At 40.5% G+C, this 15,783-nt stretch carries 16 protein-coding genes and 2 pseudogenes; all 18 read left to right on the plus strand.

The features are described from left to right. Window positions 1-12: 12 nt before the first annotated feature. The 18 genes and pseudogenes from ruvB (at window position 13) to zwf (ending at window position 15,673) form a co-directional block, all read left to right on the plus strand. Window positions 13-1,025: pseudogene (gene ruvB / locus JCM15457_RS03940) on the plus strand (Holliday junction branch migration DNA helicase RuvB). 34 nt (window positions 1,026-1,059) lie between these two features. Beyond that, window positions 1,060-2,103: a tRNA preQ1(34) S-adenosylmethionine ribosyltransferase-isomerase QueA gene (gene queA / locus JCM15457_RS03945; RefSeq protein ID WP_034987859.1), complete on the plus strand. Its 1,044-nt coding sequence runs from the start codon at window positions 1,060-1,062 to the stop codon at window positions 2,101-2,103. Between the two features lie 28 nt (window positions 2,104-2,131). After that, entirely contained in the window at window positions 2,132-3,277 is a 1,146-nt protein-coding gene (gene tgt, locus JCM15457_RS03950) for a tRNA guanosine(34) transglycosylase Tgt (protein ID WP_034987862.1), read from the plus strand. Between the two features lie 84 nt (window positions 3,278-3,361). Then, window positions 3,362-3,736 carry a preprotein translocase subunit YajC gene (yajC, locus tag JCM15457_RS03955; protein ID WP_034988324.1) on the plus strand — a complete coding sequence of 125 codons (375 nt, stop codon included), beginning with the start codon at window positions 3,362-3,364 and terminating at the stop codon, window positions 3,734-3,736. A gap of 410 nt (window positions 3,737-4,146) precedes the next feature. Continuing rightward, a complete protein-coding gene (fabZ, locus tag JCM15457_RS03960; RefSeq protein ID WP_034987865.1) occupies window positions 4,147-4,593 on the plus strand; it encodes a 3-hydroxyacyl-ACP dehydratase FabZ in 447 nt (148 codons plus the stop codon). Between the two features lie 71 nt (window positions 4,594-4,664). Then, entirely contained in the window at window positions 4,665-5,105 is a 441-nt protein-coding gene (locus JCM15457_RS03965) for a MarR family winged helix-turn-helix transcriptional regulator (RefSeq protein WP_034987868.1), read from the plus strand. A 20-nt stretch (window positions 5,106-5,125) separates the two neighbouring features. Next, window positions 5,126-6,112, plus strand: a complete 987-nt coding sequence (locus tag JCM15457_RS03970) for a beta-ketoacyl-ACP synthase III (protein ID WP_034987870.1) — start codon at window positions 5,126-5,128, stop codon at window positions 6,110-6,112. A 24-nt stretch (window positions 6,113-6,136) separates the two neighbouring features. Then, entirely contained in the window at window positions 6,137-6,379 is a 243-nt protein-coding gene (locus JCM15457_RS03975) for an acyl carrier protein (RefSeq protein ID WP_034987873.1), read from the plus strand. 21 nt (window positions 6,380-6,400) lie between these two features. After that, window positions 6,401-7,339, plus strand: coding sequence for an ACP S-malonyltransferase (locus tag JCM15457_RS03980; RefSeq protein WP_034987875.1), 939 nt, complete (start codon window positions 6,401-6,403; stop codon window positions 7,337-7,339). Window positions 7,340-7,344: 5 nt separating this feature from the next. After that, window positions 7,345-8,075 (plus strand): annotated as a pseudogene (locus tag JCM15457_RS03985) (3-oxoacyl-ACP reductase family protein). Between the two features lie 13 nt (window positions 8,076-8,088). After that, window positions 8,089-9,324, plus strand: a complete 1,236-nt coding sequence (gene fabF, locus JCM15457_RS03990) for a beta-ketoacyl-ACP synthase II (protein WP_034987878.1) — start codon at window positions 8,089-8,091, stop codon at window positions 9,322-9,324. A gap of 2 nt (window positions 9,325-9,326) precedes the next feature. Then, window positions 9,327-9,785, plus strand: a complete 459-nt coding sequence (gene accB, locus JCM15457_RS03995; RefSeq protein WP_034987880.1) for an acetyl-CoA carboxylase biotin carboxyl carrier protein — start codon at window positions 9,327-9,329, stop codon at window positions 9,783-9,785. A gap of 8 nt (window positions 9,786-9,793) precedes the next feature. Further along, window positions 9,794-10,219 (plus strand): 3-hydroxyacyl-ACP dehydratase FabZ, encoded by a 426-nt coding sequence (gene fabZ / locus JCM15457_RS04000; protein WP_034987882.1) that lies wholly within the window; start codon window positions 9,794-9,796, stop codon window positions 10,217-10,219. 16 nt (window positions 10,220-10,235) lie between these two features. Next, the gene (gene accC, locus JCM15457_RS04005) at window positions 10,236-11,600 is read left to right on the plus strand and encodes an acetyl-CoA carboxylase biotin carboxylase subunit (protein ID WP_034987885.1); all 1,365 of its coding nucleotides are present in this window, start codon (window positions 10,236-10,238) and stop codon (window positions 11,598-11,600) included. Between the two features lie 3 nt (window positions 11,601-11,603). Next, window positions 11,604-12,461, plus strand: a complete 858-nt coding sequence (accD, locus tag JCM15457_RS04010; protein ID WP_034987887.1) for an acetyl-CoA carboxylase, carboxyltransferase subunit beta — start codon at window positions 11,604-11,606, stop codon at window positions 12,459-12,461. Beyond that, entirely contained in the window at window positions 12,454-13,242 is a 789-nt protein-coding gene (gene accA / locus JCM15457_RS04015) for a carboxyltransferase subunit alpha (RefSeq protein ID WP_034987890.1), read from the plus strand. The genes accD and accA overlap by 8 nt, the downstream gene beginning before the upstream one ends. Before the next feature lie 21 nt (window positions 13,243-13,263). After that, on the plus strand, window positions 13,264-14,022 hold the full coding sequence (fabI, locus tag JCM15457_RS04020; protein ID WP_034987893.1) for an enoyl-ACP reductase FabI: 759 nt from the start codon (window positions 13,264-13,266) through the stop codon (window positions 14,020-14,022). A 175-nt stretch (window positions 14,023-14,197) separates the two neighbouring features. Beyond that, a complete protein-coding gene (zwf, locus tag JCM15457_RS04025) occupies window positions 14,198-15,673 on the plus strand; it encodes a glucose-6-phosphate dehydrogenase (protein ID WP_034987897.1) in 1,476 nt (491 codons plus the stop codon). Window positions 15,674-15,783: the final 110 nt, after the last annotated feature.

A 15,783-nucleotide genomic window follows, 5' to 3' on the forward strand; every position in this document is an offset into this window, starting at 1 on the left:
GGGGGTGTCTAAATGCCGGAAGATGATCGCATAGTATCAGGCGATTTAGTCGATGACGAACAAGATGATGAAAGAGAAAATTCACTGCGGCCGCAGATTTTGACCAATATATTGGCCAAAAGGCGATTAAGGATGAGCTCCAAGTATACATTAAAGCAGCTTCTCAGAGGCAAGAGGCACTAGATCACGTTTTATTGTATGGTCCTCCGGGTTTGGGAAAAACGACGCTTGCGATAATAATAGCAAACGAAATGCATGTTGCAATCAAGACAACAAGTGGTCCAGCAATTGAACGACCTGGTGATCTGGTTGCACTCCTGAATGAGCTGCAAGCAGGCGATGTTTTGTTTATTGATGAGATACATCGTCTACCTAAAATCGTAGAAGAAGTGTTATATTCCGCAATGGAAGACTTCTATGTCGATATTGTTATTGGACAGGGTCCAACTGCCCATCCGGTACACTTCACGCTTCCACCATTTACTTTGATTGGGGCGACAACACGGGCAGGGTTACTATCTGCGCCGCTGCGTGATCGCTTTGGAATTATTGCACATATGAACTATTACACCGAAGATGAACTCGCAACGATCGTTGAACGTTCTGCTGATATTTTTCAAACACTGATTAGTTTGAGCGGAGCACATGAAATCGCACGAAGATCACGAGGGACGCCACGAATTGCGAACCGCTTGTTGAAAAGAGTACGCGATTTTGCAGAAGTTGCTCAGCAAGATAAAGTTGACGAAGAGATTGTCCAGTACGCTCTCAATCTATTGCGTGTGGATGATCACGGATTAGATGAAACAGATCGTAAAATGCTGAAAATGATGATTGAACTCTATAATGGCGGCCCAGTCGGTGTAAATACGATTGCAGCCAATATTGGTGAAGAAATAGAAACCGTAACCGAAATGATTGAACCATATTTAATGCAAAGTGGTTTCATCAAAAGAACACCCCGGGGGAGAGTCGTCACCCCGGCAGCTTATGAACATCTAGGAATACCGTATTCTAAAAATTAACAGAAATATTTTTCTTAAAAGAAGGGTGACAATTTTGTCAGAAGAACATTTGACCACAGAAGATTTTGATTATGATTTACCACAAGAACTGATAGCACAGACTCCGCTGAAGAAACGCGATCATTCGCGAATGTTGATCTTGGATAGTAAAACAGGGACTTATAAAGATGATGTTTTCTATAATGTGATCGATCAATTGCACGCGGGCGATGCTTTAGTAATGAATGATTCACGGGTAATGCCTGCACGAATATACGGTATTAAACCTGAAACAGGCGGTCATATTGAAGTCCTGCTGCTGAATAATACACAAGGTGACGAGTGGGAGACTTTAGTTAAGCCAGCAAAAAGAGCCAAAGTCGGGACACGGATTGTCTTTGGGGATGGAAAGTTAAGTGCTGTTATCACTAAGGAGTTGGAGCATGGTGGTCGGATGATCCGCTTTGAGTATCAAGGCATTTTTATGGAAATTCTGGATGAGTTAGGCGAAATGCCATTGCCTCCGTATATTAAAGAGAAGTTGGATGATCCTGAAATGTATCAAACTGTTTACTCACGTGAAATAGGATCTGCAGCTGCTCCTACAGCAGGCTTGCATTTTACGAAGGAACTGCTTAAGAAAATCGAAAATAAGGGTGTTCATTTAGTTTACCTGACATTGCATGTTGGTTTAGGGACGTTTAGACCGGTCAGTGTTGAAAATATTGAAGATCATAAAATGCATAGTGAATTCTATAGGTTGTCAGAGGATTCTGCAAAGGTCTTGAATGAAGTTCGCGCTAATGGGGGCAAGATTGTGGCAACTGGGACAACAAGTATTCGTACATTAGAGACTATCGGGACTAAATTCAATGGTGAGATTCACGCCGACAGCGGCTGGACGGACATTTTTATTAAGCCTGGTTATGAATGGAAAATAGTCCAAGCCTTTATCACTAATTTTCATTTGCCGAAATCAACGTTAGTAATGTTAGTTTCATCATTCACTGGAAGAAAAAATATTTTGAATGCTTATAAACATGCAGTCGATGAGAAGTATCGTTTCTTTAGCTTTGGCGACGCGATGTTTATTAAATAATCATGATAACAAGAAATGGAGAATTGTAATGACTGAACCAGCGATCAAATATCGTTTGATCAAGAAAGAAAAGCATACTGGAGCGCGACTAGGCGAGATCGTAACGCCACACGGTACGTTTCCGACACCAATGTTTATGCCAGTAGGGACACAGGCTTCAGTGAAGTCTCTAGCTCCAGAAGAATTAGATGCGATGGGAGCTAATATTATCCTTTCCAATACCTACCATCTGTGGCTGCGTCCAGGAGAGGACATCGTCAAAGAGGCAGGCGGGTTACACAAGTTTATGAACTGGAAGAAAGGAATACTGACAGATTCTGGTGGATTTCAAGTGTTCTCACTTGCTAAGATGCGCGATATTACTGAAGAAGGGGTTCACTTTAGAAGTCATCTGAGTGGCGAAAAACTCTTTCTTTCACCGGAAAAAGCAATCCAGATTGAAAATGCACTGGGGGCAGATATTATGATGAGCTTTGATGAATGTCCCCCTTTTTTTGAAACTTATGACTATATCAAAAAATCAGTTGAACGAACAAGCCGCTGGGCTGAGCGAGGCTTGAAAGCACACCAAAATAAAGGTACGCAAGGACTATTTGGGATTGTTCAAGGTGGTGGTCACAAGGATTTGAGAGCGCAGAGTGCACGTGACTTAGTTTCAATGGATTTCCCAGGTTATTCAATTGGCGGTCTTTCTGTTGGTGAAAGCAAGGCCGAGATGAACCATGTTCTTTCATTTACAACTCCTATGCTTCCAGAGAATAAGCCGCGTTATTTAATGGGGGTTGGTTCAGCTGATGCATTGATAGATGGCGTCATTCGCGGAATAGATATGTTTGATTGTGTTTTACCGACGAGAATTGCACGCAATGGCAGCTGCATGACTTCACATGGCAGACTTGTTGTGAAAAATGCAATTTACGCAAGAGACTTTAGACCAATAGATGATAATTGCAATTGTTACACTTGTCGTAATTTTTCACGCGCTTATATCAGGCATTTGATCAAAGCAGATGAAACTTTTGGTTTACGCTTAACCAGTTATCACAACCTTTATTTTTTGATAAATTTGATGAAACAGGTACGCCAAGCAATTATGGATGATAATTTGCTTGAATTTAGAGAGAGCTTTTTTGAAGAATATGGATTTAACCGTGAAAACCACCGTAACTTCTAAGAAATTTGGCTAAATACCTAGTCAGTGGCTTAAAACTTTGTTAAAGTTATAATTGTGCAGGTTTTATAGATGGGAGTGAAAAAAATGAATGGATCGTTACCAACGATTATAATGTTTGTTGCTTTAATCGGTTTGATGTACTTTATGATGATCAGACCGCAAAAGAAGCAACAGCAAAAACGTCAAGAGATGTTAGGCAACCTCAAAAAAGGGGATGCTGTTATTACAATTGGAAGATTGCATGGAGTTGTTGACAGTATAAATAATGCTGAACATACAGTAACACTTGATTGTGACGGAATTTTTCTGACGTTCGAACAATCTGCTATTGCAAGCGTTACACCATCTGAAAACAATGGCAGTGCGGTAGCTGAGGAAAAGACACAGACAACTGTTGCCAAGGATACTGAAGAAACAAGCAAAGAAGATGTTTCTGAAGACGAAGAAAAGAAAAGCTGAAGATAATATTGAGGAAAGTGATGCTTAAAGTCGAATTCTTGTAAGCACACTTTTTTATTTTGGTACGTCAAGCAAACAAAAATAGATTAAAATTTGATTAGGCTAAAATGGGCTATGTATGATTAGTGGTTATTGCTAAATATTTTATAATTTTTTGCTTATTATAATCATTTAGTATAATTGATATGCTACACTGCGATATTGGGTCGAACAGCCTTTCTAAAGTTATTTAAATGATATAAGCTGTGTTATTTGCGAATATATAATGATTAAAAATACAATGTTTGTTTTTTTGTAAATTAAAATGACTTTTTTGTTGGAATTTGACAATTTAGTCCGAGTGTAATATTATTCAATCATCGAATATTTTGATGTTCGAAATACTTTTTTTGGTAAGTGAGGTGACAAATGTGGTGCTTATGGATGCACAAGAAATTATGGACCTGATCCCTAATCGTTTTCCAATAATTTATATCGATTATGTTGATGAACTGAAAGCTGGTGAATCAATCGTTGCAACAAAGAACGTAACGATTAATGAATCTTTTTTTAGAGGTCATTTTCCAGGTAATCCTGTGATGCCTGGGGTATTGATTATTGAAACTTTAGCACAGGCGGCTTCAATTTTAATTTTGAAATCACCTGAGTTTGTGGGGAAAACAGCCTATCTGGGGGCGATTCACAAAGCTAAATTTCGCCGGGTTGTTCGTCCAGGGGATGTGCTTAAGCTACATATTACCTTGACAAAAAAACGGGAAAATATGGGAATCGTAGAAACGAAAGCAGTTGTTGATGGAAAAACAGCATGTGCAGCTGAACTGATGTTTATTGTGGCAAATAGAGACGAAAAAATCTAAAAGGATTGTTGTATTTTCGCTTGTAACATTGTCATTTAAATTGAGGTTGGATAAGGACGGACATTGAACACATGGAAAATCGGGTAAAAACAATCAATGATTCCCTTGTAAGAATTTATAATGATATTCTTTGGATTGAGGAGCATGAATTAAAAAGAAGTCATTTTAAAGACGTCTCTATCAAAGAAATGCATGCAATCAATGCAATAACGATGTACGATAAAAAAACGGCATCGCAGGTAGCAAAAGAACTGCACTTAACGCCAGGTACACTTACTTCAACCATTGATCGGTTGAGCAAGAAAGACTATGTAACACGGATTCGGTGCAGTGATGACCGTCGTGTTGTTCGTTTAGGATTGACCAAGAAGGGACGTCTTATGTATCGGGCACATGATGCTTTTCACCGTATGATGGTACGGAGTTTTCTGAAGGATCTTGATCCGGAAGAAATAAAAACGATTGAAAAAGCAGTATGTAACCTAGAAGATTTTCTAAGGGAGCATTCATAGATTAAGGAGTAGACAGCATATTGGAGACAATCAAAGTTGTCAAGACTGCTCGTTGTGTCCCAGCTAAGGTTGTGACTAACGATGATTTGAGCAAGATCATGGATACCTCAGATGAATGGATCAGTAGTCGAACAGGTATCAAGCAGCGTCATATTAGTGTCGGGGAGAATACTTCGCAGTTATGCGCTGTCGTGGCCGAACAACTGCTCAAAAAAAGTGGTTGGGATGTTGAGTCAATTGATCTTCTGTTAGTCGCAACTATGTCGCCAGACACTTACACACCTGCAACTGCAGCGTTAGTTCAAGGAAAAATTGGGGCGCATAATGCATTGGCATTTGATATCAGTGCTGCGTGCTCTGGCTTTATCTACGGGCTAAATGTAGCAGAAAAATTTATGACATCTTCTGGATCAGCTTGCAACCGTGTAATGCTGATTGGGGGAGAGGTTTTGTCAAAAGTCATTGACTGGACGGACAGAACAACGGCGGTCCTGTTTGGCGATGGGGCTGCAGGCGTTTTGCTGGAAAGGCAAGAAGATGGTGGTGCCAGCCGATTCATCTCCTCAAGTTTGCACACTTATGGTGAGCTAGGGGATAAGCTGGAAGCAGGCAAAACAGAGGCATTGGTTTCTTTTCCAATGGAAGGCGAGCATAAAATTAAGGCTTTTTCGATGTCTGGAAGAGACGTTTACAAATTCGCCACTCATAAAGTTCCAGTATCGATTGAAGAAGCAGTTAAAAAAGCCGGTTTGACTTTAGATCAAATTGACTATTTTGTTTTGCACCAAGCAAATTCACGTATAGTTGCACAAATCGCTAAGCGTTTAAATCAGCCCTTAGCGAAGTTTCCAATGAATATTGCCAAATACGGAAACACCTCCGCTGCAAGTGTGCCACTTCTTTTGGATGAACTTGTTTCAGACAAAACGATAAAGCGCGGGCAAACGATCGTGCTAAGCGGCTTTGGCGGAGGTTTGACAGTAGGCACACAAATTATCAAATACTAAATATTAACTAGGAGTGTATTAATAATGACAGAACAAGAAATTTTTGACAAAGTAAAAGATATCGTGGTTGAACAATTAGATGTAGATGCTGATAAGGTGAAAATGGATTCAGATATTAAAGATGATCTTGAAGCAGATAGCTTAGATGTTTTTGAAATCATGAACGAGCTTGAAGATGAATTAGATATTAAACTTGAAGCTGATGAAGGTGTTAAAACGATTAAAGACGTTGTTGAATATGTAAAAAAAGAAGTCGACGCAAAATAATTTAATGGAGATCTTAGATTTATGAAAATAGGCTTTTTATTTAGTGGACAAGGTGCCCAATACAGTAAAATGGGGTTAGATTTGTACGAATCTGACCAGGTTTACCGTGAGACGATTGATCAAGCGGCCGAACTGACAGGAATGGACCTTGGTACTATTTACCGCAACGAAAATAATGAGTTGGCGCAAACAGTTTATGTACAACCAGCTATTGTTGCCATGAGCTTAGGGATAATGCGAATGCTCAACAGAGATGTACCGCAGCTTGATGTTCATGGCATGGTGGGATTGAGTTTGGGCGAATATTCGGCACTTATAGCTGCAAACAGTTTGAGTTTTGAAGAGGGCATGCAGGTTTTAAAGGATCGTGCAATGTATATGCAAAACGATGCAGAAGAAACTGATGGCGCAATGGTTGCAGTTATGAAAACGGATATTGAAACCATTAAAAACATTTGCAAAGAAGCAAGTAACGACACAGAAGTCGTGTGTCCTGCGAATTATAATTCCCCTAAGCAAGTTGTTATAGGCGGAAACAAAGCGGCCGTTGATCGTGCGATCAAGCTATTTCATGAGCAAGAAATTAAAAATGTTATTCCATTAAAGGTCAGCGGGGCGTTCCATACCCCGCTTTTTAAAAAAGCAAGTACTTTGATGGAAAAACGTCTTGCTGGTGTGCAGTTTGAAAAAACAATTGTTCCTGTTATCAGCAATACAACTGCACAACCGTTTCAGGCTGAAGAAACGCGAGAAATATTGACACGGCAATTGATATCACCGACACACTTTTATCAATGTGTTGATTATATGATTAAAGAATTAGGGATCGATACTGTTGTTGAGATCGGACCTGGTCAGACTTTGAGTAAGTTTACAAGACAAATTGACAAAAAAATTGAACGCTATCACATAGATGGTCAAGCTAATTATCAAAAATTTATTGAAGCAAGTCGAGGATGATAAACATGGATCTTAAGGGGAAAAATGCTTTTGTTACCGGCAGTTCCCGCGGAATTGGAGCTGCAATTGCACTTCAATTTGCAAAAGAGGGCTGCAATGTTATATTAAATGGGCGTAAGAATGTTTCGGACGAACTGATAAAGAAAATCGAAGCCCAAGGTGTAAAATGCAAAGTCGCTCTGGGTGATGTTTCCAAAACTGATGATGTAAAAAGAATGCAAACAGAAATTTTTGAGGAATTCGGTAAGCTTGATATTCTCGTTAATAATGCTGGAATTACCGCGGATAAATTGATGATTGGAATGAAGGAAGAGGATTTCCGACGTGTAATTGAGACTAACTTAGTCGGGACATTCAACGTAACACAAGGTATTCTCAAAAAAATGTCACGAAAACGTTCTGGGGTCATCATTAATTTAGCGAGTGTTGTCGGATTACACGGCAATTTAGGACAAGCTAATTACGCTGCCAGCAAAGCAGGAATTATCGGATTGACAAAAACAATTGCACGTGAGGGTGCTCTTCGTGGAGTGCGCTGCAATGCAATTGCACCAGGAATGATCAATAGTGATATGACGGCTGAGGTTAGCCAGAGAATCAAGGATCAAATGGTAAAAGACATTCCACTGCAGCGATTTGGCGAGCAATCGAAGTCGCAGAAACTGCGGTTTTCTTGGCCAAAAGTGATTACATCACAGGGCAGGTCATAACGATTGACGGTGGAATGACGATCTAGGAGGGTTTTATCGATGAGTAGAGTGGTAATTACTGGAATGGGCGCCGTTACTCCAGTAGGTAACGACACAGATACATTTTTAAAAAATATTTTTGCTGGAAAAATAGGCTTTGATAAAATCAGCAAATTTGACGCAAGCGAAACAGGAATCACAGTTGCTGCTGAAGTTAAGGATTTCGATCCAAAACTTCGGGTTGGTAAAAAGTCAGCTAAAAGAATGGATTTATTTTCTCAATATGCTGTTGACAGTGCTATTGCGGCGGTCGAACAAGCCGGCATTAACAGCGAGAACACCGACGAATACGATATGGGTGTAATTTACGGTTCAGGGATCGGCGGTTTGACGACGATTCAAGAACAAGTAACTAAGATGAACAGCAAGGGGCCACAAAGGGTTTCTCCTTTGTTTGTTCCAACATCAATCGTTAATATGGCAGCTGGTAATATCGCGCTGCGTTTTAAGGCAAAAAATATTTGTACTGCGATCGTTACGGCTTGCTCTTCAGGTACCAACGCAATCGGTGAAGCTTATCGCCAGATAAAGGAAGGCAGAGCCAAAGTTATGTTGACAGGCGGCTCCGAAGCATCAGTCAACGAAATCGGGATTGCAGGTTTTGCGGCTCTGACAGCTCTTTCGAAAGAAACTGATCCGTCTCGTGCTTCATTACCATTCGACGAAGATCGTTCAGGCTTTGTTATGGGTGAAGGTGGAGCAACACTTGTTTTGGAGAGCTTAGAGCACGCACAAAAGCGTGGCGCGAAGATCTTGGGCGAAGTTGTTGGATATGGCAGCACTTGTGATGCGTTCCATATGACATCTCCAGATCCAACAGGTGAAGGAGCTGCGCGAGCAATGCAGCAAGCTATCTCTGAAGCAGGAGTAACACCCAGCGAAGTGGGATATGTCAATGCCCATGGGACAGCAACTCATGCTAATGACTCCGGTGAAGCACACGCTATTAATCGGGTATTCGGAGTTGATAGTCCTGTTAAAGTCAGCAGCACTAAGAGTATGACTGGTCATTTACTTGGGGCTGCTGGTGCCATTGAAGCAGTTATCACTGTTGCTGCCCTTGAACAAGGTGAACTGCCAGCTAATGTTGGGTTAAAGAAACAAGATCCTGAATGCCATGTCAATGTAGTGACGGAGAATGCTGAAAGTGCCCCAGACCTCGAGTATGCAATTAGCAACTCGCTCGGCTTTGGTGGGCACAACGCAGTGTTAGCATTTAGAAAATGGAGTGAATAGGGTTGGATTATAAAGAAATACAAGAATTAATCGCAAATTTCAATGATTCACCTAGTCGTGAATTAGAGATCACAACGGGAGATTTTCATATCCGTTTGAGCAAAAATAAAATAACACAGCCTAGTGTTCAAGCACCGACACCAGCACCAACTAATGAACAGGTTCAAAAGGCTGAAAATAATCAATCGTTTTCAGTTGAAGCAAAACAAGAGGAAAAAGTGGGCGAAACGATCGATTCTCCGATGGTGGGAAGTGTTTATCTTCAATCAGAGCCTGCCAAGCCTCCTTTTGTCGAGGCGGGGGACAGTGTCCATAAGGGTGATGTTGTCTGTATCATTGAAGCAATGAAAATGATGACAGAAATTAAGAGTGAGGTTGACGGCGTTATTTCTAAGGTTCTGGTAAAAAATGAAGAGCTGGTAGAATTTGGACAACCACTTTTTGAAATTGAGGGGGCATAAAGAACAATATGGTTTTAGATGTTACTGAAATACAAAAAATTATTCCTCATCGTTACCCTATGCTGCTAATAGACCGCGTTGATGAACTCGTTCCAGGTGAAATGGCAGTAGCAAAAAGAAATGTGACAGTGCATGAAGAAGTGTTCAATGGGCATTTTCCCAACAATCCTGTTATGCCTGGTGCTTTGATTGTTGAAGCTTTAGCACAGACAGGTGCCGTTGCATTGCTGACTATGCCAGAATTTAAGGGGAAAACGGCTTATTTTGGCGGTATTAAGGAAGCCAAGTTCAGACGTGTTGTTCGCCCAGGAGATACATTGCGCTTAGAAGTTAAATTAGAGAAGATTAGAAATAATGTTGGTTTAGGAAAAGCCTTGGCGAGCGTCGAAGGTAAGAAAGTATGTACTGCAGAACTGACATTTATGATTGGTTAAAGTTAGGGGTGATTTGATGTTTAAAAAAGTTCTAGTAGCCAACCGCGGTGAGATCGCTGTTCGGATTATTCGTTCGCTAAAAGAATTAGGCATCAAGTCAGTAGCGATCTATTCTGATGTCGATCGTGAAAGTTTGCATGTCCAGTTAGCCGATGAAGCCGTTTGTGTTGGAACTGCACGGCCACAGGCGTCATATTTGAATATGAAAAATATTTTAAGCGCGGCTGTTGGAACCGGCGCAGAAGCAATTCATCCTGGCTTTGGTTTTTTATCAGAAAACAGTCAATTTGTTGAGATGTGCGAGGCATGCGGAATTACTTTCATTGGTCCAAAATCAGCAACAATTGATTTGATGGGAAACAAAGCGAATGCGCGCGAACAGATGCGTGCTAGCGGTGTACCAGTTATTCCTGGTAGCGAAGGCTTTGTTGCTAACTCATCGGAGGCAAAAAAAATTGCAGACAAAGTTGGCTATCCTGTTTTGCTAAAAGCTGCTGCCGGCGGTGGCGGTAAGGGTATTCGACGAGTTGATAATGAAGAACAACTACAGAGCAATTTTGAAGAAGCTCAGCAGGAGGCTGTTGTATCCTTTGGTGATGCAAGAATGTATCTCGAAAAAATCATGGAGGATGTTAAACATATAGAAGTCCAAGTTTTCCGTGATCAACAAGGAAATGCAGTTTATTTTCCTGAGCGTGATTGTTCTGTGCAGCGCAACAAGCAGAAAGTTATCGAGGAGAGCCCTTGCGAATTGATTACTGAGGAACAGCGCGAATTCTTGGGAAAAATTGCAGTTAAAGCTGCAAATGCGATTGATTATGTCAACACTGGTACAATAGAGTTTTTGATGGATAAAGAGCATAATTTCTATTTTATGGAAATGAATACTCGAATTCAGGTCGAACACACTGTAACTGAAATGGTGACAGGAATTGATTTGGTGAAGGCGCAGGTTAGTGTAGCCGCGGGCGAAGAATTGCCGTTCAGGCAAAATGATATTCATTGTCAAGGGCATGCTATTGAATGCCGGATTAATGCTGAAAATCCAGCGCAGAACTTTGCCCCTTCAGTTGGTAAGGTTAAATATCTTTATTTCCCAGTCGGCAACTTAGGGATGCGAATTGACTCAGCACTGTATGCAGGAGTTAAGATTTCACCTTTTTATGATTCAATGGTTGCTAAGGTCATTGCGTTAGGTAATGACCGCAATGAAGCAATACAAAAAATCAAACGGCTTCTAAACGAAATGTTGATTGATGGTATCACAACAAATCAAGCATTCCATTTGGCCTTGCTTGATGATGATACCTTTAAGAATGGACGAGTGACGACTGATTATCTTGAGAAATCCTTCCTACCAAGATGGAAGAAGGAGGATTAAAGCGTGCAATTATTTGATGAATTAAAAACACTAGGCCACAAACATATAAAGGCTGACAAAAAAGCTGGCGAAAAAGTTCCATCTGGAATGTGGATCGCATGTCCTAAATGTCACCAATCTTTCTATCATAAGGATCTGGGCGTTTATCAGGTTTGTCCTAATTGTGAGTATGGCTTTAGGATCACAGCTCGTGAACGCTTGAAGTGGTTAGTTGACTCTTTTTCTGAAATGGATGACTCTTTAAAAACAACTGATCCGCTGAAGTTCCCTAATTATCAGAAGAAACTCTCCAAGGCACGCGTACAAACAGAATTAAATGATTCTGTTTTGACAGGAATTGCTAAAGTCGAGGAACAGACTTTTGGATTGGGAATAATGGACCCTGCCTTTATTATGGGCTCAATGGGGACAATTACAGGCGAAAAAATAACTCGTCTTTTTGAACGGGCGACCCGTCAAAGTATGCCGGTTGTTTTATTCACGGCTTCTGGCGGTGCGAGAATGCAGGAAGGTATTTTCTCATTAATGCAGATGGCAAAGATTTCGCAAGCTGTTAAACGTCATTCAGAAACTGGTCTGCTGTATATTACCGTTTTAACTGATCCAACTACTGGTGGTGTGACGGCCAGTTTTGCAATGCAGGGTGATATTATTTTAGCTGAACCGCGTGCCTTGGTAGGTTTCGCTGGAAAACGGGTAATTGAACAGACAACCCATCAAAAAGTTCCTAACGACCTACAGGACGCTGAACGTGTCCTTGAGCACGGTTTCATCGATGCTATAGTTCCTAGAAAAGACATGAAGAAGAAACTTGCATGGCTACTTGACCTGCATAGCAAAGGAAGTGGTGCGAATGGTTAGTTTACTTGATAAGAAGAAGACAGCTGCTCAAATAGTTGCTAATGCGCGTAGTGAAGAAAAAATGTCTGCTTACGAGTTAATTAATGGAATATTCAGTGATTTTATGGAATTGCATGGTGATCGTTTGTCAGATGATGATGCTGCGATCGTTGGCGGTGTTGCAAAATTTAATGATATGCCAGTGACCGTTATTGCAACTAACAAAGGCAAATCAGCCGAAGAGCGTCTCAGGACACATTTTGGCTGTCCGGAACCATCAGGCTACCGTAAATCGCTGCGTCTGATTAAACAGGCTGAAAAATTCAATCGGCCTGTTATTGCGTTAGTGAATACTGCCGGAGCTTACCCTGGGAAATCTGCAGAAGAAAATGGTCAAGGGGAAGCTATCGCACACAATTTATTTGAAATTAGCAGTGTTAAAATACCTGTTATTTCGATGATTTATGGCGAAGGCGGTAGTGGCGGTGCACTTGCCTTAGCTTGCGGGGATCGTGTTTGGATGTTTGAAAATAGTATGTATTCTGTTTTATCACCTGAAGGTTTTGCAGCCATCTTGTGGAAGGATAGCAGCCGAGCAGATGAAGCAGCTGAAGTGATGCAGTTGACCCCAGAAAAACTGCTGGAGCAGCATGTTATAGATGGGATAGTTCCTGAATCAAGGTCACATAAGCGTGTATTTAAAGCTGTTAAGAAAATATTACAAAAAGAATTGACTGATTTGGATAAGTTGACGCCATCTGAGCTAGTTGAAAAGCGTCATCAAAGGTTCCGCCAGTTCTAGGTTTGATGGAGGTTGAAAAGATTGAATAAATTATTAAGCGGTAAAAAAATTCTGATAATGGGTGCTGCAAACAAACGGAGTATTGCTTGGGGCTGTGCACAGTCAATGATCGATAATGGTGCGGAACTTATTTTTACGTACCAAAATGAGCGATTGAAAAAAAGCTTATCTCGATTAGTGGAAAATGAAGATCGTCTGGTTGAGTGTGATGTTTCTAGCGATGAAAGTATTGAAAGAGCGTTTGCACAAGTTGCAGAACGTTTTGGCAAGGTTGATGGCATTGTCCATGCGATTGCTTTTGCTAAAAAGGAAGAACTTTCTGGTGATATCATGAATTCCAGTCGTGAAGGGTATGCATTGGCTCAAAACATTTCAGCCTATTCACTGATTGCTGTTGCTAAATACGGAATTAAAATATTAAATAATCCGGGCAGCATTGTAACATTAACTTATTTCGGATCAGAACGTGCTATTCCTAACTACAACGTAATGGGTGTTGCAAAAGCTGCACTTGAAGCGAATGTCAGATATCTTGCACGTGATATGGCTAAATACGGCGTGAGAGTGAATGCTATTTCAGCTGGAGCAGTTAAAACATTGGCTGTGACAGGTGTTAAGGATCATGGCGATTTGTTGCGTTTATCACGTGAAAGAACAGTGGATGGTGAATCAGTAACAACAGAACAAATTGGAGGAGCAGCTTCGTTCTTGGTAAGTGATCTTTCGACGGGTGTTGTCGGGGATGTTATTTACGTAGATAAGGGTGTTCATTTGATTTAATGTTTCTTTGTTTCGCTGGAAAAATTGAGAACTTAATAAATTGTTTAAGTCTTACGTTTTTTCAAGCCCTACATAAGATTTAAAGAATATCTGATACTTGTTAAAGTTTTCTTTTACAAGTACACTAGTGTTTGTACAAGTGTAAAGAGATTAAGTGAAAGTGGTGCAACTAATTATGGGTACAAGACAACAAGCACTCTTTATTATTTTCGGTGGAACAGGGGATCTTGCGAAACGAAAATTATATCCATCATTGTTTGAACTATATAAGAAGGGTTTCTTAAAAGAAAATTTTGCTGTGATTGGGACAGCTCGCCGTCCGTGGACTGATGAATATTTTCAAGATGTTGTCAGAAAAGCGGTAACGGATGCTGATACTTCTAAAGAAGATGCGGATGAATTTGCACAGCATTTTTATTATCAGTCTCACAATGTCAATGATACAGAGCACTATGTGACTTTGCGGAAATTGGCACAGCGGCTAGATCAAAAGTATAGTATTGGTGGCAATCGTTTATTTTATTTAGCAATGTCGCCGCGTTTCTTTGGAACAATCGCCGAGCATTTGAAGTCACAGAATATAGTAACTGATAATGGATATAATCGTCTGATAATCGAGAAACCATTCGGTCACGATTTGGCAAGTGCAAAAGACTTAAACAATTCGATTGGGCGCTATTTTGCTGAGGATTCTGTTTTTAGGATTGATCATTACCTTGGCAAGGAAATGATTCAAAATATTGCTGCAGTTCGTTTTGGCAACAATCTTTTTCGGTCGCTTTGGAATAATCGCTACATTGATAATATTCAGATCACGTTGAGCGAGGCACTGGGAGTTGAAGAGCGTGCTGGTTACTACGAAACGGCAGGAGCTTTGCGTGATATGGTTCAAAATCATATTTTGCAAATAGTTTCATTGCTTACAATGAATATGCCGGCTTCTTTTACTGAAAGCGATATAAGACGCGAAAAAATATATGCACTAAAAGCTCTGCAGGTTTATTCACCTGAACAAGTAGAAAAAAATTTCGTTAGAGCTCAATACGGCGAATCGTCTGCTGGTCTCAAAGGGTATCGGCAAGAGGAACAAATTGCGGATGATTCGAAGACCGAGACTTTTGTAGCTGGTAAAGTGTTTGTCAACAGTGAGAATTTTTCTGGTGTTCCAATATATATTAGAACAGGGAAACGCTTGTCTAAGAAAACAACACGTATTGATATTGTTTTTAAAGACGTTCCCAAAAATATTTTCGGTTCTGAAAGACTTGGGAAGAACATCTTGACAATTATTGTTGAGCCTAAGGGCGAGATTTATCTGCAGATGAATGTAAAGAAAATAGGGCAGAATTTTGGACTGAAAGTTCAGAAGTTAGACTTGCTGCAGGTTGAAGACAATAGTGTACAGATACCTGAGGCTTATGAAAAACTGATTTTGGATGTGCTTCGTGGTGATGCAACCAACTTCACACATTGGGAGGAAGTTGCCTATTCTTGGAAGTTTGTTGATGCGATCCGTAATGCATGGGATAATCAGCAGATTCCTTTACCTGAGTATGCTAGTGGTTCGATGGGACCGCAGGAAGCTGATGATTTGTTAGCACGGGATGATCATCACTGGATCTTCACTTCCGAAAACGACAATAGGGATTAACTGTGTAGAATCGGGTGCACAGCAACGGTCATTGTCTAAGCTAGGTTTAATTGTAAGTAAAATATAATGTGATATAATCGGAGACTTATGGTAATTTTGATTTTACTGTA

This window comes from Liquorilactobacillus sucicola DSM 21376 = JCM 15457 (assembly GCF_000612445.1).
Classification (GTDB): Bacteria; Bacillota; Bacilli; order Lactobacillales; family Lactobacillaceae; genus Liquorilactobacillus; species Liquorilactobacillus sucicola.

Bases quoted from the DNA above. Each gene is read 5' to 3' on its own strand.
- tgt (WP_034987862.1), top strand. From the start codon at position 2,132: ATGACTGAACCAGCGATCAAATATCGTTTGATCAAGAAAGAAAAGCAT.
- yajC (WP_034988324.1), top strand. From the start codon at position 3,362: ATGAATGGATCGTTACCAACGATTATAATGTTTGTTGCTTTAATCGGT.
- JCM15457_RS03965 (WP_034987868.1), top strand. From the start codon at position 4,665: ATGGAAAATCGGGTAAAAACAATCAATGATTCCCTTGTAAGAATTTAT.
- JCM15457_RS03975 (WP_034987873.1), top strand. From the start codon at position 6,137: ATGACAGAACAAGAAATTTTTGACAAAGTAAAAGATATCGTGGTTGAA.
- JCM15457_RS03980 (WP_034987875.1), top strand. From the start codon at position 6,401: ATGAAAATAGGCTTTTTATTTAGTGGACAAGGTGCCCAATACAGTAAA.
- fabF (WP_034987878.1), top strand. From the start codon at position 8,089: ATGAGTAGAGTGGTAATTACTGGAATGGGCGCCGTTACTCCAGTAGGT.
- fabZ (WP_034987882.1), top strand. From the start codon at position 9,794: ATGGTTTTAGATGTTACTGAAATACAAAAAATTATTCCTCATCGTTAC.
- accC (WP_034987885.1), top strand. From the start codon at position 10,236: ATGTTTAAAAAAGTTCTAGTAGCCAACCGCGGTGAGATCGCTGTTCGG.
- accA (WP_034987890.1), top strand. From the start codon at position 12,454: ATGGTTAGTTTACTTGATAAGAAGAAGACAGCTGCTCAAATAGTTGCT.
- zwf (WP_034987897.1), top strand. From the start codon at position 14,198: ATGGGTACAAGACAACAAGCACTCTTTATTATTTTCGGTGGAACAGGG.